Annotated in this window: 20 protein-coding genes; 5 read left to right on the top strand and 15 right to left on the bottom strand. The window is 60.3% G+C overall.

What is annotated here, in order from left to right; all coding sequences use genetic code 11:
• Positions 1 to 4: 4 nt before the first annotated feature.
• The 5 genes from ELK40_RS06275 to ELK40_RS06295 all read right to left on the bottom strand — a co-directional run bounded on the left by ELK40_RS06275 (position 5) and on the right by ELK40_RS06295 (position 5,037).
• Positions 5 to 709: an ABC transporter ATP-binding protein gene (locus tag ELK40_RS06275; protein WP_127729919.1), complete on the bottom strand. Its 705-nt coding sequence runs from the start codon at positions 707 to 709 to the stop codon at positions 5 to 7.
• Positions 696 to 1,532 carry an ABC transporter ATP-binding protein gene (locus tag ELK40_RS06280; RefSeq protein WP_127729921.1) on the bottom strand — a complete coding sequence of 279 codons (837 nt, stop codon included), beginning with the start codon at positions 1,530 to 1,532 and terminating at the stop codon, positions 696 to 698. The genes ELK40_RS06275 and ELK40_RS06280 overlap by 14 nt, the downstream gene beginning before the upstream one ends.
• Positions 1,525 to 2,358 carry an ABC transporter permease gene (locus ELK40_RS06285; RefSeq protein WP_127729924.1) on the bottom strand — a complete coding sequence of 278 codons (834 nt, stop codon included), beginning with the start codon at positions 2,356 to 2,358 and terminating at the stop codon, positions 1,525 to 1,527. The genes ELK40_RS06280 and ELK40_RS06285 overlap by 8 nt, the downstream gene beginning before the upstream one ends.
• On the bottom strand, positions 2,358 to 3,371 hold the full coding sequence (locus ELK40_RS06290; protein ID WP_127729927.1) for an ABC transporter permease: 1,014 nt from the start codon (positions 3,369 to 3,371) through the stop codon (positions 2,358 to 2,360). The genes ELK40_RS06285 and ELK40_RS06290 overlap by 1 nt, the downstream gene beginning before the upstream one ends.
• Positions 3,372 to 3,468: 97 nt before the next feature.
• On the bottom strand, positions 3,469 to 5,037 hold the full coding sequence (locus tag ELK40_RS06295) for an ABC transporter substrate-binding protein (RefSeq protein ID WP_127729930.1): 1,569 nt from the start codon (positions 5,035 to 5,037) through the stop codon (positions 3,469 to 3,471).
• A gap of 201 nt (positions 5,038 to 5,238) precedes the next feature.
• On the opposite strand from ELK40_RS06295, the gene ELK40_RS06300 reads away from it, so the two are divergent.
• Positions 5,239 to 5,937 (top strand): GNAT family protein, encoded by a 699-nt coding sequence (locus ELK40_RS06300; RefSeq protein ID WP_127729933.1) that lies wholly within the window; start codon positions 5,239 to 5,241, stop codon positions 5,935 to 5,937.
• Positions 5,938 to 5,970: 33 nt separating this feature from the next.
• Here the strand turns inward: ELK40_RS06300 and ELK40_RS06305 are convergent, their stop codons facing one another.
• From ELK40_RS06305 to betI, 8 genes are all read right to left on the bottom strand, one after another.
• A complete protein-coding gene (locus ELK40_RS06305; RefSeq protein WP_127729936.1) occupies positions 5,971 to 7,665 on the bottom strand; it encodes a thiamine pyrophosphate-binding protein in 1,695 nt (564 codons plus the stop codon).
• Between the two features lie 33 nt (positions 7,666 to 7,698).
• Positions 7,699 to 8,439 carry an SDR family oxidoreductase gene (locus ELK40_RS06310; protein WP_111964443.1) on the bottom strand — a complete coding sequence of 247 codons (741 nt, stop codon included), beginning with the start codon at positions 8,437 to 8,439 and terminating at the stop codon, positions 7,699 to 7,701.
• 273 nt (positions 8,440 to 8,712) lie between these two features.
• Complete coding sequence (locus tag ELK40_RS06315) at positions 8,713 to 9,360, bottom strand: anti-sigma factor (protein WP_115874446.1); 648 nt, start codon at positions 9,358 to 9,360, stop codon at positions 8,713 to 8,715.
• Positions 9,357 to 9,911 carry a sigma-70 family RNA polymerase sigma factor gene (locus tag ELK40_RS06320; RefSeq protein ID WP_115874447.1) on the bottom strand — a complete coding sequence of 185 codons (555 nt, stop codon included), beginning with the start codon at positions 9,909 to 9,911 and terminating at the stop codon, positions 9,357 to 9,359. The genes ELK40_RS06315 and ELK40_RS06320 overlap by 4 nt, the downstream gene beginning before the upstream one ends.
• Before the next feature lie 43 nt (positions 9,912 to 9,954).
• Positions 9,955 to 10,518, bottom strand: coding sequence for a fasciclin domain-containing protein (locus tag ELK40_RS06325; protein ID WP_115874448.1), 564 nt, complete (start codon positions 10,516 to 10,518; stop codon positions 9,955 to 9,957).
• 153 nt (positions 10,519 to 10,671) lie between these two features.
• Entirely contained in the window at positions 10,672 to 12,336 is a 1,665-nt protein-coding gene (gene betA / locus ELK40_RS06330) for a choline dehydrogenase (protein WP_127729938.1), read from the bottom strand.
• Between the two features lie 13 nt (positions 12,337 to 12,349).
• On the bottom strand, positions 12,350 to 13,822 hold the full coding sequence (gene betB / locus ELK40_RS06335; RefSeq protein ID WP_127729941.1) for a betaine-aldehyde dehydrogenase: 1,473 nt from the start codon (positions 13,820 to 13,822) through the stop codon (positions 12,350 to 12,352).
• Between the two features lie 13 nt (positions 13,823 to 13,835).
• A complete protein-coding gene (betI, locus tag ELK40_RS06340) occupies positions 13,836 to 14,423 on the bottom strand; it encodes a transcriptional regulator BetI (RefSeq protein WP_127732737.1) in 588 nt (195 codons plus the stop codon).
• Between the two features lie 128 nt (positions 14,424 to 14,551).
• On the opposite strand from betI, the gene betT reads away from it, so the two are divergent.
• On the top strand, positions 14,552 to 16,585 hold the full coding sequence (gene betT, locus ELK40_RS06345) for a choline BCCT transporter BetT (RefSeq protein WP_127729944.1): 2,034 nt from the start codon (positions 14,552 to 14,554) through the stop codon (positions 16,583 to 16,585).
• A 111-nt stretch (positions 16,586 to 16,696) separates the two neighbouring features.
• On the opposite strand, the gene entD is transcribed toward betT, so the two are convergent.
• Positions 16,697 to 17,353, bottom strand: a complete 657-nt coding sequence (entD, locus tag ELK40_RS06350; RefSeq protein WP_127729947.1) for an enterobactin synthase subunit EntD — start codon at positions 17,351 to 17,353, stop codon at positions 16,697 to 16,699.
• A gap of 86 nt (positions 17,354 to 17,439) precedes the next feature.
• Complete coding sequence (locus ELK40_RS06355) at positions 17,440 to 19,689, bottom strand: TonB-dependent siderophore receptor (protein WP_115874453.1); 2,250 nt, start codon at positions 19,687 to 19,689, stop codon at positions 17,440 to 17,442.
• 144 nt (positions 19,690 to 19,833) lie between these two features.
• On the opposite strand from ELK40_RS06355, the gene fes reads away from it, so the two are divergent.
• The 3 genes from fes to entF are packed head-to-tail and all read left to right on the top strand — an operon-like array spanning position 19,834 to position 25,110.
• Positions 19,834 to 21,033 (top strand): enterochelin esterase, encoded by a 1,200-nt coding sequence (gene fes, locus ELK40_RS06360; protein WP_115874454.1) that lies wholly within the window; start codon positions 19,834 to 19,836, stop codon positions 21,031 to 21,033.
• 10 nt (positions 21,034 to 21,043) lie between these two features.
• On the top strand, positions 21,044 to 21,256 hold the full coding sequence (locus ELK40_RS06365) for an MbtH family NRPS accessory protein (protein WP_127729950.1): 213 nt from the start codon (positions 21,044 to 21,046) through the stop codon (positions 21,254 to 21,256).
• Positions 21,253 to 25,110, top strand: a complete 3,858-nt coding sequence (gene entF / locus ELK40_RS06370) for an enterobactin non-ribosomal peptide synthetase EntF (RefSeq protein ID WP_127729953.1) — start codon at positions 21,253 to 21,255, stop codon at positions 25,108 to 25,110. Before ELK40_RS06365 ends, entF begins: the two co-directional genes overlap by 4 nt.
• Positions 25,111 to 25,144 lie beyond the last annotated feature (34 nt).

Genomic DNA, 25,144 nt, shown 5'->3' on the forward strand with positions numbered 1-25,144 from the left:
CGGTTTACCCCATCCTGTGCTCGCCTCTTAACATAGCCTCACGGTCAAACACCTTCTGGATCTTCCCGTGCGCCATAAACGCCGCCCGGTCGGACATATGGGCAATCACGTCCGCGTCGTGGCTCACCAGCAGATAGGTCATCTCGTGCTCGGCCTTAAGACGGTTGAGCAGGTTCAGGATCTCCGCCTGCACCGACATATCCAGCGCCGAGGTCGGCTCGTCCAGCAGCAGAAGCTGCGGGCGCAGCAGCAGCGCGCGGGCAATAGCCACGCGCTGGCGCTGGCCCCCGGAAAGCTGGTGCGGGTAGCGCCTGCCCGCGTCGGCGGAAAGCCCCACCTGCTGCAGCGCATCCGCCACCTTTTCGGCAATCTGCGTTTCGCCGTGGATTTTTAACGGCTCCGACAGGGTGCGCGCAATGGTGTGGTTCGGGTGCAGCGACGCCCACGGATCCTGAAATACCATCTGCACGTTGCGGCGAAGCTCGCCTTCAAAACGTCGTCCTGGCGTTAACGCTTCTCCCAGTAGCGCAATACTGCCGCGCCACTCGCGCTGCAGCCCAGCCAGCACGCGCAGAAGGGTCGATTTGCCGCAGCCGGACTCACCGATCAGGCTGAACGTCTCGCCTCTCTCAATGCTAAAGCTGGCGGCCGAAACCGCCGTTTTTTCCCCGAAGGTGACCTGCACCTGGTTAACCTCAACGAGCGCCATCGTTGGCCTCCTTCCACGGCTGCGAACGATCGAGCGTCGGCAGCATCTGTCCATAGGTATTGGCGTCTGGACGACAGGTCCACAGGGTTCGCGTGTACGGATGCGTCGCCTGCGGGAGATGGCTTGCCGCCATCTCATCGACCTTTTCGCCCTGATACATCACCAGCACGCGGTCGCAGTGCTCCGCCACCAGCGGCAGATCGTGGCTGATTAACAGCATCGCCATCTGGCGTTCTTCGCACTGCTGCACCAGCAGCTCGAGGATCTGGTTGCGCAGGCGGGCGTCCAGCGCGGAGGTGGGTTCATCGGCAATCAGCACCTGCGGGTTGTTGAGCAGCGCCATCGCAATCATCACCCGCTGGCCCATGCCCCCGGAGAGTTCCCCGGGGTAGCGCTGGAGGACATGTTCGTTGAGTCCGACGGCGCGGAGGATGTCGTGAATGCGCGCCAGGCGTTCAGCGCGGGGCAGGCGCTGATGCAGGGTCAGCGCCTCATCAAGCTGAGCGGCGACGTTTTTCGCCGGATTCAGCGCGTAGCGCGGGTCCTGCAGGACCATCGCAATCCCGTTACCGCGCAGCGCCTGCCAGCGGCGGGCGTTCAGGGTCAGCAGGTCGTTGCCAAGCACGTTAAGCCGGTTGGCGCTCACGATACCGGGTTTTCGCACCAGACCCATCAGCGCGCGGGCGGACATGGACTTGCCGGAGCCGGATTCCCCCACCAGCGCCAGCCGCTCGTTGCCAAGCGTAAAGCTCAGGTTGTTGACCACGCGCGCGGCGGGGTAGTCGATATTCAGCGCATCGACGATGACGCGGGGTTCATTCATGCTGTGGCTCCAGTACGTCGCGCAGGCCATCGCCCAGCAGGTTAAACGCCAGGCTGGCAAACAGGATGGCCCCGCCCGGAATGGCGGCAATCCACCACTGGTCGAAAATCACCTGCATGCCGTCGGCAATCATCGCTCCCCATTCGGCCATGGGCGGACGTGCGCCAAGGCCGAGGAAGCCGAGACCGGCGGCGGCCAGAATAATGCCTGCCAGATCCAGCGCCAGCCGCACAATCGCGGACGGCAAACACAGGGGCAGAATATGCCCGACCAGCAGGCGCAGGCCGCGAATGCCCATCATCTCTGCTGCGGCCAGGTAATCGCTGTGGCGCAGACGCTGAATTTCACTCCGCGCCTGACGCGCGTATGCGGGCCAGGTGGTTAAGGCCAGCGCCAGCGCGCCGTTGACCAGCCCCGGGCCAAGCATCGCCACAAACGCGAAGGCGAGGATCAGGCGCGGCATTGACATCACCACGTCGGTAAAACGCATCAGGATGCGCTCCAGCCAGCCGCCGTAGTAGCCGGACAAAATACCCACCAGCAGCCCGGCGGGCAGGGTAATAACGGTGACTAACGCCACCAGCCCGAGCGCCGGACGGGTGCCGTAAATCAGGCGCGAAAGCAGATCGCGACCGTAGCTGTCTGTGCCCAGCCAGTGCTGGCCGTTCGGTGCCTGCAGGCGCGCGGCGGCGTCCTGCCAGTTCGGGTCAACCGGGGCCAGCCACGGCGCGAACAGGGCAATAACCCCCAGCAGCGCGATGGCAACCAGCCCGCAAAATGCGGCAGGGGAGCGGCTTAGCCGGCGTAAGAAGAGATAAAACGGCATCAGCGCACCCTGGGATCGGTTGCCCGCACGAGCAGGTCGGTAAGGTTATTGATCAGGACAAAGCAGACGCCAATCAGCAGCGTGCCGCCCATGACCGCGGTGGTGTCTCCGGCGAACAGGGCGGTGGTGAGATAGCGCCCGATCCCCGGCCATGAGAAGACGGTTTCGGTCAATACCGCGCCCTCCAGCATGCTGGTGTAGGCCAGCGCGATCACCGTCAGCAGGGTGCCGCGAATGTTCGGCAGCACGTGTCGCAGCAGGATGGTCACCTCCCCGGCACCTTTTGCGCGGGCAAGCAGGATGTACTCTTTGTTCATCTCGCTCAGGCAGGCCGAGCGCGTCAGGCGGGTAATGCTTGCCAGCGAGTAATAGGCCAGCAGCAGCACCGGCAGCACCAGGTGGCTGAGGGCGTTGCGGAACGCCTCGCGATCGCCGGAAAGCCAGGTATCTATCAGCGCAAAGCCGGTGCGCGGCTCGACGGTGAACTGCCAGATATCGTCCAGCCTGCCGGGACCCGCGCTCCACTGCAGCTTTGCGTAGAACAGGGCCAGCATCAGCAGGCCGAGCCAGAAAATCGGTACCGAGTTGCCGAGCAGGGTGAGGGTTCTGATGGCTAAATCGAGCGGCGAACCGGCGTAGCGAGCGCACAGCACTCCGGCAGTCACGCCGAGCACGGCGCCGATGATTAACGCCAGCGTTGCCAGCTCCAGCGTGGCGGGGAATGCGTGCAGCAGATCCTGCAGCACCGGCTGTCCGGTGGCGCTGGCGGTGCCTAAATCCCCGTGGGCAAGGTTTTGCAGGTAATGCCAGAACTGCACGGGCAGGGGCCGATCCAGCCCTAGCTGGTGGCGAACCTGATCGTACGTCGACTGGCTGGCGTGATCGCCGACGATCTGCAGCACGCGATCGACCGGTGAAAACGCCGAGAGCGCAAACGTGACGAGCAGCAGCCCGAAGAGCGTAAGCAGCAGGGTCAGCAGGCCCTGAAGCACGCGGGTGGAAAGATGTGGCATGGGAAATCTCTTCATGCCGGGTGCGGCTTCGCCTTACCCGGCCTACAAAAACCGAGAACACAGGCCGGGTCAGCGCAGCGCCACCCGGCAACAAGGGCTACTTCGTGACGCGATCGTACCAGACCATATCCGCGTTCAGCCCCTGCTGATACCCCTTCACGTTATCGCGCACCACGATCTGGGTTTTGCCCTGATCGACGAACACGTACGGCGAGCTCTGCTGCAGCTGTTCCTGCATTTTCTTGTACAGGTCCAGACGCTTCGCCGGATCCGGCTCGGCAACCGCCGCCAGCGTGGCCTTGTTCAGCTCCGGAATTTTCCAGCCGTTCAGACCGGCCACGGTGCTGGACTTCCCGTCGTTCCACGCGAAGGCGCTGGCGTTTGAGTGCGCGTCGAAGTAGTCCGGGATCCACAGACGAATCGCCGCCTGATGCTGCTTGGCGCGCACGCGGGCATAGACCTGGCTCCCGGCTGCAGGCAGCAGATCCACCTTCACGCCACCCTGCGCAAAGCTCGCCTGCATCGACTGGGCGATGGTAATAAACGGCGGCTTGTTCTCCACGTCCAGCGTGAAGTGCGCGTCCTTAATGCCCGCTTTGGCGAGAATGGCTTTCGCTTTTGCCGGGTCAAACTTAAACGGGTTGTCTTCCAGCGCGCCCGGCAGGCCGACCGGCAGGAAGCTCTGATGAACAAAATACTGGCCTTTCAGCAGATTTTTGGTGATGCCTTCATAATCTACCAGCCAGCGCGAGGCTTCCCAGAACGCCGGGTTGTTCAGAAGCGGGTTGGCGCTGTTGCCGGTGTTAAACACCAGGTAATTCTGCTCCGCAGACGGGATGCTCAGCACCTTCACGCCCGGCTTGCCGTCCAGGGCGCTTATCTGATCTGCACCGAGATCGCGCGCCACGTCCGCATCACCCTGCTGGATCAGCAGGCGGCGCGAAGCCGGATCGGGGACGTTTTTAATGATGATGCTTTTCAGCTTCGGCGCGCCGCCGGGGGCGGAGTCGTTGGCTTCCAGCACGATGGCCTGATGCGGCTGATAGACGCGCATTTTGAACGCGCCGCTGCCCGCCGAGTGCATTTTTAGCCACGCGTTACCGAAGTCATTATCCTTCACGTTCGCGGCGACCTGTTTTTCATCCACGATAGAGGCAATCGGCGTGGAGAGAATATTCAGCGCCACCGACGGGCTGACGTCCGCCGTCCAGTGAAGCTGGAGGGTGTGCTCGTCCACCTTTTTCAGCTGGCTGGCGATGTTGCTCGCGTCCCAGCCCAGCACGTTGAGAATAAAGGCCGGGGATTTGTTCAGCGTCACGGCGCGGGTATAAGAGAAGATCACGTCTTCCGGGCGCAGCGGGTTGCCGGAGGCGAATTTCGCATCGGGCTTAAGCTTGATGGTCAGGGTTTTTGCTGCCGCGTCCGCTTCCCAGCTTTCTGCCAGAATCGGCGTGATTTTTTCCGGGTTATCGCGGTCCGGCTGCACCAGACGCTGGTACAGACTCGGGACGGTCTGGATGCTGGAAAGCTCGTTGGCTTCGGCCGGGTCGAGGCTCACGATGTCATCGAGCCCCTGGGCAACCACCAGCGTGTTGGGCGGAGTAGCGGCGTGGACAGCGCCTGAGAGCGCAGCCAGCACCAGTAACGGCAACAGTTTTTTTGTCATAGCGATCCCTGAGAAGAATATATTGTGATTGTTTTATGCTCCGCTACGTTAGGTCGAGTGTGACATTCCGCAAAGTCGAAATTCAGCTTTACTTATGCCTTCCGGGAATATCGCATGCGCTCGGGCTATTAAAACACGCTGCTTTTCGCCTGCTTTTTAACCTGCTATAACAAATGCCTTACCTTTCAGGGAGTCACCGCCGTGCCCGAAATCAATCAACATGGTCAAACCGTTAACGATATCGTTCCGGACTGGAAAGGCGCGCGCGTATTAACCCGCACCCCGCTGTTCGGCCAGTATTGTCGCCTGGAGCCGCTGGACGCCGATCGCCACGCGGCCGATCTCTTTGAGGCCTACGCGCTGGGCGACGACAGCGACTGGACGTGGCTTGCCAGCACGCAGCCCACGAGTGTGGAAGCCACCGCGCACTGGATCGTGGCGAAGGTTATGGACGATGAGCTGGTGCCGTTTGCCGTCATTGATTTACGCACCGAGCGGGCGGTAGGGCTGGTGAGCTATATGGCCAACGAGCGGCTGTTGGGCTCGGTGGAAATTGGTCACGTCACCTGGTCGCGCAAAATGAAAGGATCCCGCATCGGCACCGAAACGGTGTGGCTGCTGCTGAAAAATGCGTTTGAGCACGGCTACCGGCGCCTCGAGTGGAAGTGTGATTCCATGAACGTTGCCTCACGCAGGGCGGCGGAGCGGCTGGGGTTTGTCTGGGAAGGGCGCCTGCGCCAGAAGCTGGTGCGCAAAGGGCGCAACCGCGACAGCGATATGCTTTCTGTTATTGACGGCGAATGGCCACAAAGAGACGCGGAGCTGCGCGCCTGGCTGGCGGCGGAGAATTTTGACCATGAAGGGCGGCAGATAAAGCGGCTTGAGGCGTTTCGGTTATAAGTTTTTTATGTTGGGTACAGCGTAAGCGCGCGATTAATCCGCGGAAATCGCGATTTCAATCAGGTTGGTTTTTCCTGACTGCAGGCCGCGCGTTACCGCTTCGGCGATATCTGCAGCCTCGGTTACCCGGCAGCAGTGGACGCCCATGGCGGTGGCAAGCGACTGAAAATCAATATGCGGGTTCACCAGGTCCATCCCGATAAAACGCCCCAGCCGCGTTGAGCTGTAGTCAGCCTGGCTCTTCATAAAGTTTTTCAGGATGTTGTACTCCCTGTTATTCATGACGATAAAGGTGACCGGCAGATTTTCGTGTGCCGCCGTCCAGAGCGCCTGCGGCGAGTACAGGGAGGCCCCGTCGCCTATCAGGCAGACCACCGGCTCACGCCCGCGTCCCAGCGAGTGCCCTACTGAGGCAGGCATCCCCCAGCCCAGTCCGCCGCCGCGCATAAAATAGTAGCGCTGATGCTGCTGGTCAGAGATGAACCGGCGGACATGCCGGGCGGTCGCTATCGCCTCATCCACGATGGTGGTACCCGCCGGAATGGACCGGATGACTTCCCAGGCCGCCACCATCGGGGAGATCGCCGGGCGTAGCTGCTCGGCGGCCAGACGTTCTTCCTGCTGCTGCCACTCCTTCTCCCGTTCGTCGCGGGCCGCAACCAGCAGCCGCTGGTGGACCAGCGTGCTGGCGATCAGTCGCTGCTTAAGCTTTGGCAGCAGTTCATGCAGGGACAGTTTGATATCCCCCATTACTGAAAGGCGAGTGGCATAGGTGCGGCCAAGCTCGTGCATATCCGCCGAAAGCTGATATACCGCGCAGGTTTCCGGAATGGCCTCGCCCTCGCTGTACAAAATAGTGATCAGGCTTCTGCCGCCGATGATAAATACGGCATCGTAGGCGTTGATGATGCTGGCAATTTCGCTGGCGGTGGTGGGCATATTGCCCCGCCAGAGCGCATGCTGCGTAGGGAAGGGCAAATTCAGGGGCCAGGAGGAGCCGTAGACATGGGCGCTGAGCGCTTCAGCAAGCTGGACAATCTCCTGCGTCGAGCCGCTGGAGTGAACTTCATCTCCCGCCACAATCATGATCCTGCCCGGGGTGACTTCGCTGAGCGCCTCCGCCAGCTCGTCCAGCGAGCCCGCGACGGTGTGGTAGTTCACTCTGGATGCCGTCTGTATTCCGGCGTCGCTCAGCTCTTCCATGACGTTCATCGGGAGTGAAAGCAGGACCGGGCCACCCGGAGGGTAGCTGGCCGCGTGAAACGCGCGGCGCACAAGAACCGGGAGCTGGTCGGCGCTGGTAACCTCCTGCGCCCATTTCATGACCGGGGAGCCTATGGAAACAATATCGTCATACAGCAGCGGGTCGCGGACGTAGTGCCGCGTGTCCTGCTGTCCGACGGTGACCACCAGCGGAGTTTTCATGATCCGCGAATTAATGAGGTTCCCCATGCCGTGTCCCAGGCCGCTGGCGGTATGCAAATTAATAAAGCCCGTTTTGCCGGAGGCTTTTGCGTAGCCGTCGGCAATGGCCACTACGGTGCTTTCCTGAAGCGCGAGAATATAGTGAATATTTTCATGGCGAAGCAGGGCATCAATGAGCGGAAGTTCGGTTGTTCCGGGGTTGCCAAAAATATATTCCACCCCTTCACTCTCCAGCACTTCAAGAAGAATGTCGGCACCCGATCGCATATTTAAATCTGATAAGGACGTTAATGATTTAATCATAATGACACCTCATTCAGCATTATTTAACGCCGGCTAAAATTCTTCCTGCGTCGGACGAACAACAATTTCATTAATATCAACGTCGCCAGGCTGTTCAATAGCAAATAAAACCGCGCGGGCAATTGCGTCAGCCGGAATAGCCTGCTTATAAAATTCATGCAGGAACTGTTTGCTTGGGGCATCAGAGCTGCCGAACTGCAGTTCGCTTTCGACGGCACCGGGAGAAATAAGCGTCGTGCGGATGGTTTTACCCGCCTCCTGACGTAAGCCTTCACTCAGCGCGCGGACGGCGAATTTCGTGGCGCTATACACCACGCCGCCAGGGGCCAGCACTTTGATGCCCGCGACGGAGGCAACGTTTATAAAATGCCCGCGGCCCTGACGCTGGAACACCGGGAAAGCCGCGGCGATGCCGTACAGCACCCCTTTCAGATTGGTATCAATCATCTTGTCCCATTCGTCGGTTTTCAGCTCGCTGAGCGGGGCGATAGCCATAAAGCCCGCGTTATTGATCAGCACATCCACGCGCTGGTAGGCGGCAACGGCAGCGTCAATGGCGCGCTGCACCTCTTCCTGACGGGTGACATCGGCCTTTACGGCTATCGCCTGGCCACCCTGCTGGATGATGCGGTCCACCAGGGCATTAATTTTCTCCAGACGACGGGCAACAAGCACCAGTGAAAAAGGTTTATCTGCCAGATGAAGGGCGATGGCCTCACCAATACCGCTGCTGGCGCCGGTGATAACAACAACTTTGTTTGCACTATTATTCATGATCTTATCTCGCTATTGAGTGATGCAAAAAATAAAAGGCAGAGAAGCGTTAATGAATAATGACAAATTCATTAACGCGTTTTTTGATATATTGTGTATCAGGAATAAAAGGATGTTCGTGTAAAACTTAATGGAGTGCGGAAGAGTCTGTCAATGTCGTTTTTTAATAATTAAACTAATTGCAGGGCTAATATTTAATTCTTATAGGTAACCGAGGGTATTATATAAATGAAATTGGTTAACGATAGCGGCCCTGCGAACAGGGCCTGAGGATTACAATTTGCCACTGTAAAGCACCGGCCCTGTCGGGAGGCCAGTGGGCGAGCCGCCCTCTGGTTCAAGGCTTATGGCTATCATGGCGTCAGGAGGGAGAGTTGTGTTCCTGAGGGTGACGCGTGTCGGTATGTCGTTATGCAGCAGCCCCATGGAGACCGGCGCCTGCCCGCCTGGGATCAGCCAAAGCTGCAGGCTGTGTTGCGCCGCGACGGCCGTCGGCCGAAGTGGGGCAATGCTCAAGTGCTGGCGGCTGGCATCCGCGCTGATGACCCACTCCCCGTGCTGTTGGGCATCGTTGAGGACCATCAGCGGAACGAGTTCCGGGGCTCGGGTGGCATACCAGGCAACGACCGCCAGGGCGGCGAGTGAGGCTGCAACCATCCAGCCGACATAAGGCCGACTTTTGCGTAAAGGCATTTTAGGCGGCAGATCGAGGGCGATTCTTTTCCACACCGTCTCGGGTGGAGGGACGGGCACAAGATGGCTATCCAGCGTGCTGAACATTTCCTGCCAGTACGCGACGCGGGCGGCCAGGGCGGGTTCATGGGCAACCCGTTTCTGGAACTGAAGCCGTGCTCCTCCCCGCAGCGTGCCGAGGGCATACTCTGCTGCCAGCATGTCGTCGCGTTTTTCTGCGTCATTCATAGCCCGACACACTCCCGAAGATGGTCCATTGCCCGACGTATCCAGCTTTTCACCGAGCCAAGAGGCTGCTGGAGCCAGTCGGCAATGTCGCTGTGAGACATTCCCTGATAGTAGGCGAGCGTAATGCTCTGGCGCTGCTCGCTGCTCAAATGTTCGAGACACTGCCTGAGCCGTGCTGCCTGCCCATCGTCGTGCCAGTTATTCTGCTCATCGTTCTCGCAAGGCAAAAGCGCTTCGTTATACGGCGTCTCGCGGTCGGCAGCCCGGGTTTGCCCGCTGCGCAGCCAGTCGATACAGCGGTTGCGCACAATATGCGTAAGCCAGGTCATCGGGGAGCTCAGTGCAGCGTTGTAGGTTTCAGCTTTACTCCAGACGGTGATAAAACAGTCGTGAAGGATCTCTTCTGCCCATGCGCGGTCGTGCAGCATGCGCAGCGCAACGGCAAACAGGTGAGGCGATGTAAGTCGGTAAAGTTGTTCAAATGCGCGGCGATCGCCGTTTGCGACCGCCTGCATTAATTTCAACTGCTGTTCAGCCAGCGCGTTATCCATGATTTTCCCGGAAGGCAACGTCACACTTCCGAAGTATAGACAACTACTTAGGCATCAGGACGGTATCAATCACATCGATCACGCCATTTTTCTGATGGACGTCGTAGGTGCTGATGTTCGCCACGTTACCTTTACCATCCTTGAGCTGAATATTGTGCGGGCCGTTACTCATGATCCACAGTGGCTGACCGTTAACGGTCTTCAGCTCCGCGCGGCCGCCGCCCTGTTTAATTTTCTGCTCCAGCGCTTTCATATCGTAATTACCGGCGACCACGTGATAGGTCAGAATGCTGGTGAGCGTGGCTTTGTTTTCGGGTTTGACCAGGTTCTCGACCGTGCCGGCAGGCAATTTCGCAAACGCCGCATTGGTTGGGGCAAACACGGTGAATGGCCCTTTGCTCTGGAGAGTATCCACCAGCCCGGCCGCTTTGACGGCAGCCACCAGCGTAGTGTGATCTTTCGAGTTCACGGCGTTTTCAACAATATTTTTGCTCGGGTACATTTCCGCTCCGCCCACCATCACGGAGCCTGACGTCATGGCTGCTGATGCGCCTGCACAGAAGAGTAAAGCGCTGGTTACGAATGCAACACGGGTTAGCTTTTTCATCATCTTTCCTCGGATTAGGGAGCAAAGGGGTTGCTCACATATGCATATACGAGGGGAGGATGGAAACTGGATGCAGGAAAATAAAAAAATTTTGGGTGGGAAGATAAACGCCCTCTCCCTTGAGGGAGAGGGCTCGGGTGAGGGGAAATATCCTCAGCGTCTTACCGGCGCCCCGTTCGCCACATAATACGCGGCCGTACTTTTTGCCAGCGGCTCGCGCCCGCGGATCGCGTCGGCAATCTTTTCGCCGATCATAATAGTGGTGGCGTTCAGGTTGCCGGTGATGATCTGCGGCATAATCGACGCATCCACCACGCGCAGCCCTTCCAGCCCGTGAACGCGGCCTTCGCCGTCGACCACCGCCATCTCGTCGTAACCCATCTTGCAGGTGCCGCACGGGTGGAACGCGGTTTCGGCGTGGTTACGCACGAACTCGTCCAGCTGCTCGTCGGTCTGGCAGTCAATACCCGGACTGATTTCACGGCCGCGGTACTTGTCCAGCGCGGGCTGGTGCATGATCTCGCGGGTGATGCGGATCGCGTCGCGGAACTCCTGCCAGTCCTGCTCGTGGGACATATAGTTGAACAGGATCGCCGGATGCTGGTGCGGATCGCGCGACTTAATGCGCACGTGCCCACGGCTCGGGGAGCGCATGGAGCCAACGTGGCACTGGAAGCCGTGCTCTTTCACCGCGTTCGAGCCGTTGTAGTTAATCGCCACCGGCAGGAAGTGGTACTGAATGTTCGGCCACTCGAACTCCTCGCGGCTGCGGATAAACCCGCCCGCTTCGAAGTGGTTGCTCGCGCCCACGCCGGTGCCGCCAAACAGCCACTCGGCGCCAATCTTCGGCTGGTTCCACCACTGCAGGGCAGGGTAGAGGGAGACCGGCTCTTTGCATTCGTACTGGAGGTACATCTCCAGGTGATCCTGCAGGTTTTCGCCCACGCCGGGCAGATCGTGTACCAGCGGGATATCGAACTGCTTCAGCAGGTCAGCGTTGCCCACGCCGGAACGCTGGAGGATCTGCGGGGAGGCAATCGCCCCGGCACTCAGCAGCACTTCTTTCTTCGCCGTTGCTTTGGACGGAATGGTGCTTTCGCCCTCCAGCCACTCGACGCCCACCGCGCGCTTGCCGTCAAACAGAATGCGATCGGTCATGGCGTGGGTGCGGATGGTCAGATTCGGACGGGGTTTCGCCTGATCCAGATAGCCGCGCGCGGTGCTGGCGCGTCGGCCCTGCGGCGTGACCGTGCGGTCCATCGGGCCGAAGCCTTCCTGCTGATAGCCGTTGAGATCGTCAGTACGCGGGTAGCCTGCCTGCACGCCCGCCTCCACCATGGCCTCGAACAGCGGGTTCACGCCCGGCTTCGAGGTGGTGACGCTCACCGGACCGTCGCCGCCGTGATAGTCGTTCGGCCCAACGTCGCGGGTCTCTGCCTTGCGGTAGTAGGGCAGGCAGTTGAGGTAGCTCCAGTGCTCCAGGCCCGGCTCTTTTGCCCAGTGGTCGAGGTCCATCGCGTTACCGCGGATGTAGCACATGCCGTTGATCAGCGACGAGCCGCCCAGCCCTTTGCCGCGCCCGCACTCCATGCGGCGGTTGTTCATGTACGGCTCTGGCTCGGTTTCGTACGCCCAGTTATAGCGCTTGCCCTGCAGCGGGAACGCCAGCGCGGCGGGCATCTGGGTGCGGAAGTCAAAGCGGTAGTCCGGCCCGCCTGCCTCAAGCAGCAGGACGGTAGTGTTCGGATCTTCAGTCAGTCGTGTAGCCAGCACGTTGCCGGCAGAGCCGGCCCCGATAATGATGTAGTCAAATTGCAAATAAACCTCCCGGTTAAAATATGGACTGGAATTTACCCATCTCAACCTGGATGGACTTCACCTGGGTGTAGCTCTGGAGCGTCATGACGCCGTTCTCGCGGCCAATGCCGGAGTGCTTGTAGCCGCCGACCGGCATCTCTGCGGCGGATTCACCCCAGGTGTTGATCCAGCAGATGCCCGCTTCGAGCTGATGAATGGCGCCGTGGGCGCGGTTCAGGTCGGCCGTGACGATGCCCGCCGCCAGACCGTAGTCGGTATCGTTGGCGCGGCGAATCGCTTCTTCATCGGTGTCATAGGTCAGGATGGACATCACCGGGCCGAAGATCTCTTCGCGCACGATGGTCATCTTGTCGGTGCAGTCGGTGAACACGGTCGGGGCCACCCACGCGCCGTTATCGAAGCCTTCGCCCTTCAGCACGTCGCCGCCGCACAGCACGCGCGCGCCTTCCTCTTTGCCTTTGGCGATGTAGCGCATCACGCTGTCGCGGTGCGGGAAGCTGACCATCGGACCAAAGTTAGTGGTTTCATCTAACAGATCGCCCGCGCGGATGCGGCCCACGCGCTCAACGATTTTCTGCTCAAACGCGGCTTTGAACTTAGCCGGAACAAACACACGGGTGCCGTTGGTACACACCTGGCCGGAGCTGAAGAAGTTGGCCATCATGGCGATGTCCGCCGCGAGATCGAGATCGGCATCGTCGAAAATAATCAGCGGGGATTTGCCGCCCAGCTCCATCGTCACCTCTTTCAGGGACGAGGCCGCCGAGTTGGCCATCACTTTTTTTCCGCTGGCGACGCCGCCGGTAAAGGAGACTTTGGCGATGCCCGGATGCTCGGTCAGGTACTGGCCGGTCTCCGCGCCCACGCCCGGAAGGACGTTAAACACGCCGTCCGGCAGGCCCGCTTCGGTGTAGATCTCTGCAAGCTTCAGGGCGGTGAGCGGGGTCACTTCGCTCGGCTTGAAGATCATTGCGTTGCCCGCCGCCAGCGCCGGGGCGGATTTCCACAGGGCTATCTGGATCGGGTAGTTCCACGCGCCGATGCCCGCCACCACGCCCAGCGGCTCGCGGCGGGTGTAGACGAACGAGGTCTCACGCAGCGGGATCTGGCTGCCTTCCAGCGCCGGGATCAGCCCCGCGTAGTACTCCAGCACGTCCGCGCCGGTGACGATGTCGACGGTGGAAGTTTCGGAATACGCTTTACCGGTGTCGAGGGTTTCCAGCTTTGCCAGCTCGTCGTTGCGCTCGCGCAGGATGTCGACGGCGCGACGCAGGATGCGCGAGCGCTCCATGGCGGTCATCGCCGCCCAGACTTTTTGCCCGCGCGTTGCGCTTTCTACGGCGCGATCGACGTCCTCGCGCCCGGCGGCCTGTACGGTCGCCAGGACTTCACCGTTGGCCGGGTTGATGGTCTCGAAGGTGCGACCGCTGGTGGCCGATGTATAACCACCATTGATATAAAGCTGCTGTTCTGCCATTCGGGACATAAATTCTCCTCGGTTATTCGGTCGGTAAATGCTGGCTGATAAAGTGGCTGGTCAGTGACTGGGCCAGGGTCTTATCCAGCGGCTTGCCGCTCAGCGCGGCGCGCAGCCACAGCCCGTCGATCAGCGCCGCCAGCCCGTAGCCCGCCTCCTGGGCCTGTTCGCGCGGAAGCTCGCGGCGGAACTCGTACACCAGGTTCGACAGCAGGCGGCGGCTGCTCACCTGCTGCAGGCGGTAGAGCATCGGCTGGTGCATGCTGCTCGCCCAGAAGGCCAGCCAGGCCTTCATTGCCGCGCCGCTGGTCTGGGTTTCATCAAAATTGCCGCCGACAATCGCCTGCAGACGCTGCTCCGCGCTGCCGTTCGGCAGGGCGTGCAGGCGGCTCAAAACCGCGTCGCGCAGCTGGCCGGTGATGTCGCGCATGGTCGCTTCCAGCAGACCGTTTTTGTCTTTGAAGTAGTGACTGATGATCCCCGTGGAAACGCCCGCCCGACGGGCGATCTGCGCGATCGTCGCGTCATGCATTCCCACTTCATTTATTGCTTCCAGCGTGGCGTCGATAAGCTGCCTGCGCCGGATCGGCTGCATCCCCACTTTGGGCATTGTTGCCACTCCATTCATCAGCGTTGGTTATACATTAAAGCGGTTTTTGATTGGACGTTCAATATAAAATGTGTCTTAATTGTTGCGGATTTGGATTTTAATAGTTACAAAAACAGTGAGGATACTGGATGACAGACCTTTCACAGGACAGAGAAAAAGACAAAATCAACCCGGTCGTTTTTTATACGTCCGCCGGGCTGATTTTGTTGTTTTCCCTGACGACGATCTTCTTTCGTGATTTTTCTGCCGAGTGGATTGGGCGCACCCTGAACTGGGTGTCGAAGACCTTCGGCTGGTACTACCTGCTGGCGGCGACGCTCTATATTGTCTTCGTGGTCTGCATTGCCTGCTCGCGCTTTGGTTCGGTAAAGCTCGGGCCTGAGCAGTCCAAGCCCGAGTTCAGCCTGCTGAGCTGGGCCGCGATGCTGTTTGCCGCAGGCATCGGCATCGACCTGATGTTCTTCTCCGTGGCGGAACCGGTCACGCAGTATATGCAGCCGCCAGAAGGGGCGGGGCAGACGATGGAGGCCGCGCGCCAGGCGATGGTCTGGACGCTGTTCCACTACGGACTGACGGGCTGGTCGATGTACGCCCTGATGGGCATGGCGCTCGGATACTTTAGCTATCGTTATAATTTACCCCTCACCATTCGCTCTGCGCTCTACCCGATCTTCGGTAAAAAGATTAACGGCCCGATTGGCCACAGCGTCGACATTGCGGCGGTGATCGGCACCATCTTCGGCATCGCGACAACGCTCGGGATCGGCGTGGTGCAGCTCAACTACGGGCTGAGCGTGCTGTTTGATATTCCGGACTCGATGGCGGCGAAAGCGGCGCTGATCGCGCTCTCCGTCATTATCGCCACTATTTCGGTGACGTCGGGCGTCGATAAGGGCATCCGCGTGCTCTCCGAGCTGAACGTGGCGCTGGCGCTGGGCCTGATCCTGTTCGTGCTGTTTATGGGTGATACCTCGTTCCTGCTCAATGCCTTAGTGTTGAACGTGGGAGACTACGTGAACCGCTTTATGGGCATGACGCTGAACAGCTTCGCCTTCGACCGCCCGGTAGAGTGGATGAACAACTGGACGCTGTTCTTCTGGGCGTGGTGGGTCGCGTGGTCGCCGTTTGTCGGCCTGTTCCTCGCGCGCATTTCGCGTGGCCGCACCATTCGTCAGTTCGTAATGGGCACGCTGATTATCCCGTTCACCTTTACCCTGCTGTGGCTGTCGATTTTCGGCAACAGCGCGCTGCACGAGATCATCCACGGCAATGCAACCTTCGCGCAGGAAGCGATGGCGCACCCGGAGCGCGGCTTCTATAGCCTGCTGGCGCAGTATCCAGCGTTCACCTTTAGCGCCTCCGTGGCGACCATCACCGGCCTGCTGTTTTACGTCACCTCGGCGGACTCCGGCGCGCTTGTGCTGGGCAACTTCACCTCGAAGCTCAAAGACATCAACAGCGACGCGCCGAACTGGCTGCGCATCTTCTGGTCCGTTGCCATCGGCCTGCTGACGCTCGGCATGCTGATGACCAACGGCATCTCGGCGCTGCAGAACACCACGGTGATCATGGGGCTGCCGTTCAGCTTCGTCATCTTCTTTGTCATGGCCGGGCTGTATAAATCGCTCAAGGTGGAAGACTACCGCCGCGTCAGCGCCAGCCGCGACACCGCGCCGCGTCCGATGGGGGCGCAGGACAGGCTGAGCTGGAAGAAACGCCTGTCGCGCCTGATGAATTACCCGGGCACGCGCTACACCAAACAGATGATGGAGACCGTCTGCTTCCCTGCGATGGAAGAGGTGGCGCAGGAGCTGAGGCTGCGTGGCGCCTACGTGGAGCTCAAAAATCTGCCGCCGGAGGAGGGCGAGACCCTGGGTCACCTGGATCTGCTGGTGCACATGGGCGACGAGCAGAACTTTGTTTATCAAATCTGGCCGCAGCAGTACTCGGTGCCCGGGTTTACCTACCGGGCGCGCAGCGGGAAGTCGACCTACTACCGGCTGGAGACCTTCCTGCTGGAAGGAAGCCAGGGGAATGATTTGATGGACTACAGCAAGGAGCAGGTGATCACTGACATCCTGGATCAGTATGAACGGCACCTGAACTTTATCCATCTCCACAGGGAAGCGCCGGGTAATAGCGTGATGTTCCCGGATGTTTGAGCCTTGATCTGAAGAACGTATAAAGGCATCGCCGCTGTCCTCATGCCGGGTGGCACTGCGCTTACCCGGCCTACAAACCGCTTTACTGTAGGCCCGATAAGCGTTGCGCCATCAGGCTTTTAGCAGTGTCCACACGCTCGTATCATTATTCTGCCAGATGAGGGTGAAGCGTTTACCCTCAGGATAGTCTCCAGCCGGGTGCGAAAGCGCCAGCGTGATTGTTTTTTCCGTTAACTCTGTGACTCTCGCCCACTCAAACCCCATAAAAGTCTTCACCTGCGGAAAGAACGCCTTAAACAAACTTTCTTTGGCGCTAAAAGTGAGCGTCAGCGCTAGCGCAAAAGGGTAGCCCGAGCGCGTCAGGCACATCGCTTCCTGTGCATCAATGATACCGTCCGGGATTTCGCGGGCTTCACGGTCTGGAAGAATGGCTTCGCAATCAATACCCACAAGCGCATCTGGATGACTGACGACAACCGCCATTGCCTGCGTGCCGCTGTGGGTGATGCTCCCTGAGACGCCTTCCGGCCAGAGCGGTTCACCGCTGGGGCCGATACCGGGAATTACGCGTTCATTTATCGCACTGAGGGCATGCGCGGCGGCAGTGCGGCCTGCCAGATGCTCGGCTTTGCGTTTGCGTCCGGCGTTTGAAAGCTCTGCATGATGGGGGAGCCAGAGAAGATCGGCGTCGGTGAAGGTAGTTGGGTCGAAGGTGACGTGGTGGACGGTGTGGCCGGCGAGAATGAACGTGGTGTGGGTTGTGCGCATGTTTTCCCCTCTGTCAATAAATAGTGCGACCTGATGCCCTCACCCCGACCCTCTCCCACAGGGAGAGGGATGCGTTGTTGCCTTTATCAGAATCGCGTATTCACGCTCATATACCACGTGCGGCCTGGCTCATTATAGGTATAAGCCCCCGCGCCGTACATATAGGCGCCGGTGGTGGCGTTCCCGGTCGTCTGGGCATTCCCCGCACGCCACTGGCGCTTGTCGAAGACGTTATCCACGCCGCCGGTCAGGCTGACGTTTTTCGTCATGTCCCAGGTTGCGCTCAGACCAACGATGCTGTACGGACTGACTTCGTCTTTCTCAGACCCTGTCACAGGCTGACCTTTGTAGTTGTACTTCTTCGGCTGCTGCTTGCCGTACCAGGTAAAGGTCGACTGGAGCGACACGTCCTGATGCACCTGCCAGCTCAGGGTCGAGTTCAGCGTGTACTCTGGAATAATTGACAGACGATCGCCGGTCTCCTTGTTCTTGCTCTGCAGCATGTATGTAATATTGTTGGTCCAGTTAATGGTGTCGCTGACCGGTACGTTCAGGGAGCCTTCCAGGCCCTCGACCACCGCCTTCGGTACGTTTTCCCACTGGTAGATATCCGTCTTCACTTTACCGGACGAGGTGTGACCGATCGGCGCGTAGCCCGCTTCGATCTTGTCGCGGTAGTCGTTACGGAACCAGGTCACGCCCGCCAGCCAGCCGTCGCGTTTCCACTCCAGGCCAATCTCTTTGTTGATGCTGGTTTCGGCCTTCAGGTCGTCGTTACCCATCATGTAGCAGCCCACGCCGTCGGAGCTGGCGTAGCAGCCCTGACCTTTGCTGTAGAGCAGGTAGTTCGGGTTGGTCTGGTACAGGCTCGGCGCTTTGTAGGCGCGGGCGATCCCCATCTTCAGCGTGAAGTCATCCCCCAGACCCTGCGACAGGTTAAGTGACGGGCTCCAGTTGTTGCCGACGATGGTGTGATGGTCGAAGCGCAGGGCAGGGGTCAGCATGGTGCTGTCGGTCAGCTCCATGTTGTTCTCGGCGAACAGCGAGAAAATCTCTGCCGAGGTGTACGGGCTGCGGTCGTTGCTCATGCCCGGAATGATGCCGCCCTGCTGGGTTTGCGTGAAGGAGGTGGAGTCCTTCATACGCTGCTGGTTCCACTCGGTGCCCAGCGTCAGGTTCTGGTTAACGAGGAAATCAATCGGCAGGTTGATTTCACTGTGGAGCATCACGTCGGCCAGATCGGTGTCGGTGAATTTATTACTGTTGAACAGGCCTTCCAGACCGCCCGCCAGCCCTTCGCCCAGACGGGAGTTGCGGGTGTGCTCGTACTGTGCCCAGTTGCTGGTCGTGATGCCGTTATCCCAGCCGCCGTTCCAGGTCACCGCGAAGTTCTGGCGATAGATACGGTTGGTCTCTTTGCCGTAGTTCTTCTTCACCAGGCCGCTGGAGCTGTTGTCGTTGTTGGTGTTCTGGGTATCACCGGCGTAGAGGTTATTCTGACGGCTGTAGCCCGCCTCAAATTCCAGAGACTGCATCGGCGCAAAGTCCCAGCGCACCACGCCGTTGATGTCTTTATTTTCCACCCCTTCACGGCCCGCGGGCAGCGTGTCGGCGTAGGCACCGGTTCGGTCAGACTGGTGACCCTGGTTGATGTCCCACGCGTCGGCCTGGGTTTTGTCCAGGTTACCGAACATGCGGAAGCTGAAGTCGCCGCCCAGCGGGCCGCTCAGGCTGAAGTTGGTGCGTTTGGTGGAACCTTCATCCTTGTGCTCAGGCGCATTCAGGTAGGTGTTCCAGGAGCCGTGCCACTGGTCGTCGAATTTTTTGGTGATGATGTTCACCACGCCACCTGCCGCGCCGTTGCCATAGCGCGCGGCGGCCGGACCGCGGATCACTTCGATGCGCTCGATCATCTCCGGCGGCACCCAGCCGGTATCGCCGCGCGTATCACGCTCGCCGCGCCAGCCCAGACGGATGGAGTTACGGCTGGTCACCGGCTTGCCGTCGATCAGGATCAGGGTGTTTTCTGGCCCCATGCCGCGGATATCAATCTGACGGTTATTCCCGCGCTGGCCGCTGGTGGAGTTACCGGTCAGGTTAACGCCCGGCATGGTGCGGATGATTTCCGCCACGTCCCGCGCGGGCGGGTTTTTACGTATCTCATCGGCGGTGATGGTCGATACCCCCGGCGCCTGCAGATTCTGCTCGGCGGCGGTGATCACCATCGTGTCTTCGTGCTGCGCAGAGGCGGTGTTGTCGTCTGCCAGAGCGGGCAGCGCGACGCCGTAAATCCCTAAATTGACCAGCAAGGCCAGAGAGTGAATCTTCTTATTCATTGTACGTCCTGCTTTTGTGGTTGTTTTATGAGCGCTTCCCACAGCGCGGGCACTACGCTATTGCAAATGCAAATAGTTATCAATAATATTATCAATAAAATTTGCTCTGAAACAAAAAAGACTGTTAAACATGAGGTTATAAGGGTGACGGCGTTAACAACGGGAAGTGAGGCGTGGTGGCAGTCGAAAAACGGGCCTGAATGGAAGCCGGAAAAGGGAAAATATCGCGTCACGTTCTGGTGGCGTGACCCGGCAGGAACGCAAACAACGTCACCGATCAAACGCGTCTGGCTCTACGTCACCGGCGTGACCGATCATCACCAAAATGCCCGTCCGCAGTCCCTCAAACGCATTCCCGATACCGACGTCTGGCAGTGGCAGGGTGAGTTCAGCCCCGAGTGGCGCGGGAGCTACTGTTTTATCCCTTCTGAAAATGAAAACGATTTTGCCAGCGTCGTGTTTGAAGGCGAGCAGCCGGACCGCATGGCGCTGCGCGAGGGCTGGCGCAGGCTGCTGCCGCACGCGGTTGCAGACCCGCTGAATCCGCAGAGCTGGCGCGGCGGGCGCGGCCATGCCGTCTCCGCGCTGGAGATGCCGGACGCGCCGGTTCAGCCGGGCTGGAATCATCCCGATACGCCGTATCAACCTCCGATTTGCGTTGAGTGGGAAAGCGCGCGCCTGAAAAATCGCCGCCGCATCTGGATTTTCACCACCGGGGACGACAACCTGGAACGCCCGCTGGCGGTGCTGCTCGACGGGCAGTTCTGGGCCGAAAGCATGCCGGTCTGGCCTGCGCTGGCGTCTCTCACCGCCGAGCGCAAATTACCGCCTGCGGTCTACGTCTTAATCGATGTTATCGACATGCAGCATCGCAACCGCGAGCTGCCGTGCAATCCCGATTTCTGGCTGGCGGTGCAGGAAGAACTTCTCCCCCTTGTCCAAAAACGCGCGCCGTTCAGCGACCGCGCCGACCGTACGGTGGTCGCAGGGCAAAGCTTTGGCGGGCTCGCGTCTCTTTATGCAGGCCTCAACTGGCCGCAGCGTTTTGGCTGCGTGCTCAGCCAGTCCGGCTCCTACTGGTGGCCGCACCGCGGCGGGCAGCAGGAAGGGCTGTTAATCGAACAACTTAAAGCCGGTGAAATAACCCCTCGCGGGCTACGCATCATTCTTGAAGCCGGGCGCAACGAGCCGCTCATCTTCCGCGCGAATCAGGCGATTTACGCCGCGATGCAGACGCACCAACCGGTTATCTGGCGTCAGGTTGACGGCGGACACGACGCGCTTTGCTGGCGCGGTGGGCTGACGCAGGGGCTGATGACCCTCTGGCAGCCGCTTATTCACTAACGGAGTCTGTATGGAATTCAGCAATCCTTTCGATAATCCGCAGGGACAGTTCGCTATTTTGCAAAATGACCAGGGGCAGTACAGCCTGTGGCCGCAGCAGTGCGAACTGCCGGCAGGGTGGCGCGTGGTGTGCGAAGCACAGTCTCAGGAGGCGTGCCAGCAGTGGCTGGCGGAACACTGGCAAACGCTTGAGTCGTCTCACTTTGCGGGGGAGAACACATGAACCGTCTTCCTCTCGTCGCTGCCCAGCCAGGTATCTGGATGGCGGAACAGCTGTCCACGCTGCCAAACGCCTGGAGCGTGGCGCACTACACCGAGCTGAAAGGCGATATTGATGCGCCACTGCTGGCAAAAGCCATTGCCGCAGGCATGATGCAGGCCGATACCCTGCGCATGCGCTTTGCGGAAGAAAACGGTGAGGTGTGGCAGTGGGTGGATGACACCTTCATTCTGCCGGAACCGCCCGTTGTTCGCGTTGATTCCCACGCCGCCGCCGTGGCGCTGATGGAATCCGATCTTAACCAGAACCTGCGCGTCGACAGCGGCCAGCCGCTGGCATTTCACCAGCTGATTCAGGTCGGTGAAAACCACTGGTACTGGTATCAGCGCTATCATCATCTGGTAGTGGATGGCTTCAGCTTCCCGGCCATTACCCGCCAGATCGCCGCAATTTATGCCGCGTGGAAAAAGGGCGACCCCACGCCGGAATCCCCGTTTACCCCATTTGCAGAGGTGGTGGACGAGTACCAGCGCTATCGCGAGAGCGATGCGTACCGGCGCGACGGCGCCTTCTGGGCCGAGCAGCGTAAACAGCTGCCTTCTCCGGTCTCGCTCTCTTCCGCGCCGCTGCCGGGCCGCGCCGCCACGACCGATATTCTTCGCCTGAAGGTTGACGCCGACGGTCGAGCCTTTAGCCATCTTGCTCAGGCGGCAGGGCAGACGCAGCGTACTGAACTGGCGCTTGCGCTGGTGGCGCTGTGGCTGGGCCGTCTTACCGGACGCCTGGACTACGCCGCCGGGTTTATCTTTATGCGCCGCATGGGGTCTGCCGCGCTGACCGCGACCGGCCCGGTGCTTAACGTCCTGCCGCTGGCGGTCAATATCAATGCGCAGGAGAGCCTGCCCTCGCTGGCGCTGCGCCTGGCGAACCAGCTGAAAAAAATGCGCCGCCACCAGCGCTACGACGCCGAGCAGATCGTGCGAGACAGCGGGAAAGCGGCGGGTGATGAAGCGCTGTTTGGTCCCGTGCTGAACGTTAAGGTGTTTGATTATCAGCTGGATATCGACGGCGTGGAGGCCATCACCCACACGCTGGCGACCGGACCGGTGAACGATCTGGAGCTGGCGTTGTTCCCGGACGAGCAGGGCGGATTAAGCATTGAGATCCTCGCCAATAAGCAGCGTTACGATGAAGCGACGCTGAAGCGTCACGTCGCTCGCCTGAACGCGATGCTGATTCAGTTTGCGGCCAACCCGGACCTGCGCTGTGGTGAAGTGGAAACCGTTTCTGAACAGGAATACGCGCAGCTTGAGCGCATCAACGATACCGGACTGGCGCTGCCGTCCACCACGCTCGCGGATCTGGTGGCGGAACAAGCGAGCAAAACGCCGGACGCCCCGGCGCTGGCGGATGCGCATATTGAGCTGAACTATAGCCAGATGCGCGAGCAGGTCGTCGCGCTGGCAAACCAGCTGCGCGAGCGCGGCGTGAAGCCGGGCGACAGCGTGGCGGTGGCCCTGCCGCGTTCGGTATTCCTGACGTTAGCATTACACGGCATTGTGGAGGCGGGCGCCGCGTGGCTGCCGCTCGACACCGGCTACCCGGACGATCGCCTGCGGATGATGCTCGAGGACGCGAAGCCGTCGCTGCTCATTACCACTGACGAACAGCTTCCGCGCTTTAGCGATCTGCCGATTACTGCCTTTAGTTACAACACACTCTTACCGGCCACCGATGCTGAACCGCTGCGTCTGGCGAAGCCGGAGCAGACGGCGTATATCATCTTTACCTCCGGTTCGACCGGGCGTCCGAAAGGGGTCATGGTCGGCCATACCGCTATCGTCAACCGCCTGAAGTGGATGCAGGATCGCTACCCTCTGAACGCGAACGACGTGGTGGCGCAGAAAACGCCGTGCAGCTTTGACGTGTCGGTGTGGGAGTTCTGGTGGCCGTTTATCGCCGGGGCGAAGCTGGTGATGGCCGAGCCGGACGCGCACCGCGATCCGCAGGCGATGCAAAGCTTCTTCGCCCACTACGGCGTGACCACCACCCACTTCGTGCCGTCGATGCTGGCGGCGTTTGTTGCCTCACTGACGCCGGAAAACGTCGACTGCTGCAAAACGCTTAAGCAGGTGTTCTGCAGCGGCGAAGCGCTGCCGACGGAACTGTGCCGCGAGTGGGAACAGCTGACCCACGTGCCGCTGCACAACCTCTATGGCCCGACGGAAGCGGCGGTAGACGTCAGCTGGTATCCGGCGTATGGCCCTGAGCTGGCGGCAGTTGCAGGCAACAGCGTGCCGATCGGCTTCCCGGTGTGGAACACGGGCCTGCGCATTCTGGATGCCATGATGCGCCCGGTGCCGTTCGGCGTGGCGGGCGATCTCTACCTCACCGGCATTCAGCTGGCGCAGGGATATCTGGGCCGTCCGGACCTCACCGCCAGCCGCTTTATTGCTGACCCGTTCGCTCCCGGCGAGCGCATGTACCGCACCGGCGACGTTGCCCGCTGGCTGGATAACGGCGCGGTGGAATATCTCGGCCGCAGCGACGATCAGCTAAAAATTCGCGGTCAGCGCATTGAGCTGGGCGAAATCGACCGGGCGATGCTGTCGCTGCCGGACGTGGCCCAGGCCGTGGCGCACGCCTGCGTCTTCAACCAGGCGGCTGCAACGGGTGGCGATGCCCGTCAGCTGGTGGGGTACGTGGTTTCTGGATCCGGTTTACCGCTGGATCGTGACGCGCTGCTGGAATCACTCAAAGCCCAGTTGCCGCCGCATATGGTGCCGGTTGTGCTGCTGCAAATCAGCGCGCTGCCGCTGAGCGCCAACGGCAAGCTTGACCGCAAGGCGCTGCCGCTGCCGGAACTGACCCGCAATACCTCCGGGCGGGCGCCGGAAAGCGAAACCGAAATCGCCGTCGCGCGGGCTTTTACCGCGCTGCTGGGCTGCGAGATCAATGACATCGAGGCGGATTTCTTTGCCCTCGGCGGCCACTCGCTGTTGGCCATGCGTCTGGCGGCGAAGCTTAGCCGCACGTTCAACCGCAAGGTGACGCCGGGGCAAATTATGGTTGCCTCCACGGTGAGCAAGCTTAGCGCGCTGTTGGATTCTGCGATGAGCGACGAGCAGGCGCAGCGTCTGGGGTTTGAAACGCTTCTGCCGCTGCGTGAGAGCGACGGCCCGACGCTGTTCTGCTTCCATCCGGCGTCCGGCTTCGCCTGGCAGTTTAGCGTCCTGGCGCGCTATCTCAGCCCGCGCTGGTCAATCGTCGGCATTCAGTCGCCGCGCCCGGACGGCCCGATGCAGCAGTGCGCGGATCTTGATGGGGTGATCGACCATCATCTGAACACGTTGCGTAAGCAGCAGCCGCAGGGGCCGTATTATCTGTTCGGTTATTCCCTCGGCGGCACGCTGGCGCAGGGTATTGCGGCCCGCCTGCGCGAGCAGGGTGAAGAGGTGTCGTTCCTCGGCCTGCTGGATACCTGGCCGCCGGAAACCCAGAACTGGGCGGAAAAAGAGGCTAACGGTCTCGACCCGGCGGTGCTGGCGGAGATCGAACGCGAGCGTCAGGCGTTTATCGCCGCCCAGCAGGGGCAGGGCTCCAGCGAGCTGTTTAACGCCATTGAGGGCAACTACGCCGATGCGGTGCGGCTGCTCACCACGGCGCACAGCGCGCGCTTTAACGGCAAAGCGACGCTGTTTGTCGCCGAGCGCACGCGCACGATGGATCCGCAGGCCGCATGGGCGCCGTGGGTGGCGGAACTTGAGGTGAACAGCCAGGACTGCGCCCACGTGGATATCATTTCACCGCAGGCGTTTGAAAAGATTGGGCCGGTACTGAAGGAAATTTTAGGATAGTACAAATGCCCGGTGGCGCTGCGCTTACCGGGCC

Origin of the sequence: Enterobacter sp. N18-03635, from assembly GCF_004006055.1 — a bacterium.
Taxonomy (GTDB): domain Bacteria; phylum Pseudomonadota; class Gammaproteobacteria; order Enterobacterales; family Enterobacteriaceae; genus Enterobacter; species Enterobacter vonholyi.

Coding starts and splice junctions, on each gene's coding strand:
- ELK40_RS06275 (WP_127729919.1), bottom strand. CDS start 709: ATGGCGCTCGTTGAGGTTAACCAGGTGCAGGTCACCTTCGGGGAAAAA.
- ELK40_RS06280 (WP_127729921.1), bottom strand. CDS start 1,532: ATGAATGAACCCCGCGTCATCGTCGATGCGCTGAATATCGACTACCCC.
- ELK40_RS06285 (WP_127729924.1), bottom strand. CDS start 2,358: ATGCCGTTTTATCTCTTCTTACGCCGGCTAAGCCGCTCCCCTGCCGCA.
- ELK40_RS06290 (WP_127729927.1), bottom strand. CDS start 3,371: ATGCCACATCTTTCCACCCGCGTGCTTCAGGGCCTGCTGACCCTGCTG.
- ELK40_RS06295 (WP_127729930.1), bottom strand. CDS start 5,037: ATGACAAAAAAACTGTTGCCGTTACTGGTGCTGGCTGCGCTCTCAGGC.
- ELK40_RS06305 (WP_127729936.1), bottom strand. CDS start 7,665: ATGATTAAATCATTAACGTCCTTATCAGATTTAAATATGCGATCGGGT.
- ELK40_RS06310 (WP_111964443.1), bottom strand. CDS start 8,439: ATGAATAATAGTGCAAACAAAGTTGTTGTTATCACCGGCGCCAGCAGC.
- ELK40_RS06315 (WP_115874446.1), bottom strand. CDS start 9,360: ATGAATGACGCAGAAAAACGCGACGACATGCTGGCAGCAGAGTATGCC.
- ELK40_RS06320 (WP_115874447.1), bottom strand. CDS start 9,911: ATGGATAACGCGCTGGCTGAACAGCAGTTGAAATTAATGCAGGCGGTC.
- ELK40_RS06325 (WP_115874448.1), bottom strand. CDS start 10,518: ATGAAAAAGCTAACCCGTGTTGCATTCGTAACCAGCGCTTTACTCTTC.
- betB (WP_127729941.1), bottom strand. CDS start 13,822: ATGTCCCGAATGGCAGAACAGCAGCTTTATATCAATGGTGGTTATACA.
- betI (WP_127732737.1), bottom strand. CDS start 14,423: ATGCCCAAAGTGGGGATGCAGCCGATCCGGCGCAGGCAGCTTATCGAC.
- betT (WP_127729944.1), top strand. CDS start 14,552: ATGACAGACCTTTCACAGGACAGAGAAAAAGACAAAATCAACCCGGTC.
- entD (WP_127729947.1), bottom strand. CDS start 17,353: ATGCGCACAACCCACACCACGTTCATTCTCGCCGGCCACACCGTCCAC.
- ELK40_RS06355 (WP_115874453.1), bottom strand. CDS start 19,689: ATGAATAAGAAGATTCACTCTCTGGCCTTGCTGGTCAATTTAGGGATT.
- ELK40_RS06365 (WP_127729950.1), top strand. CDS start 21,044: ATGGAATTCAGCAATCCTTTCGATAATCCGCAGGGACAGTTCGCTATT.
- entF (WP_127729953.1), top strand. CDS start 21,253: ATGAACCGTCTTCCTCTCGTCGCTGCCCAGCCAGGTATCTGGATGGCG.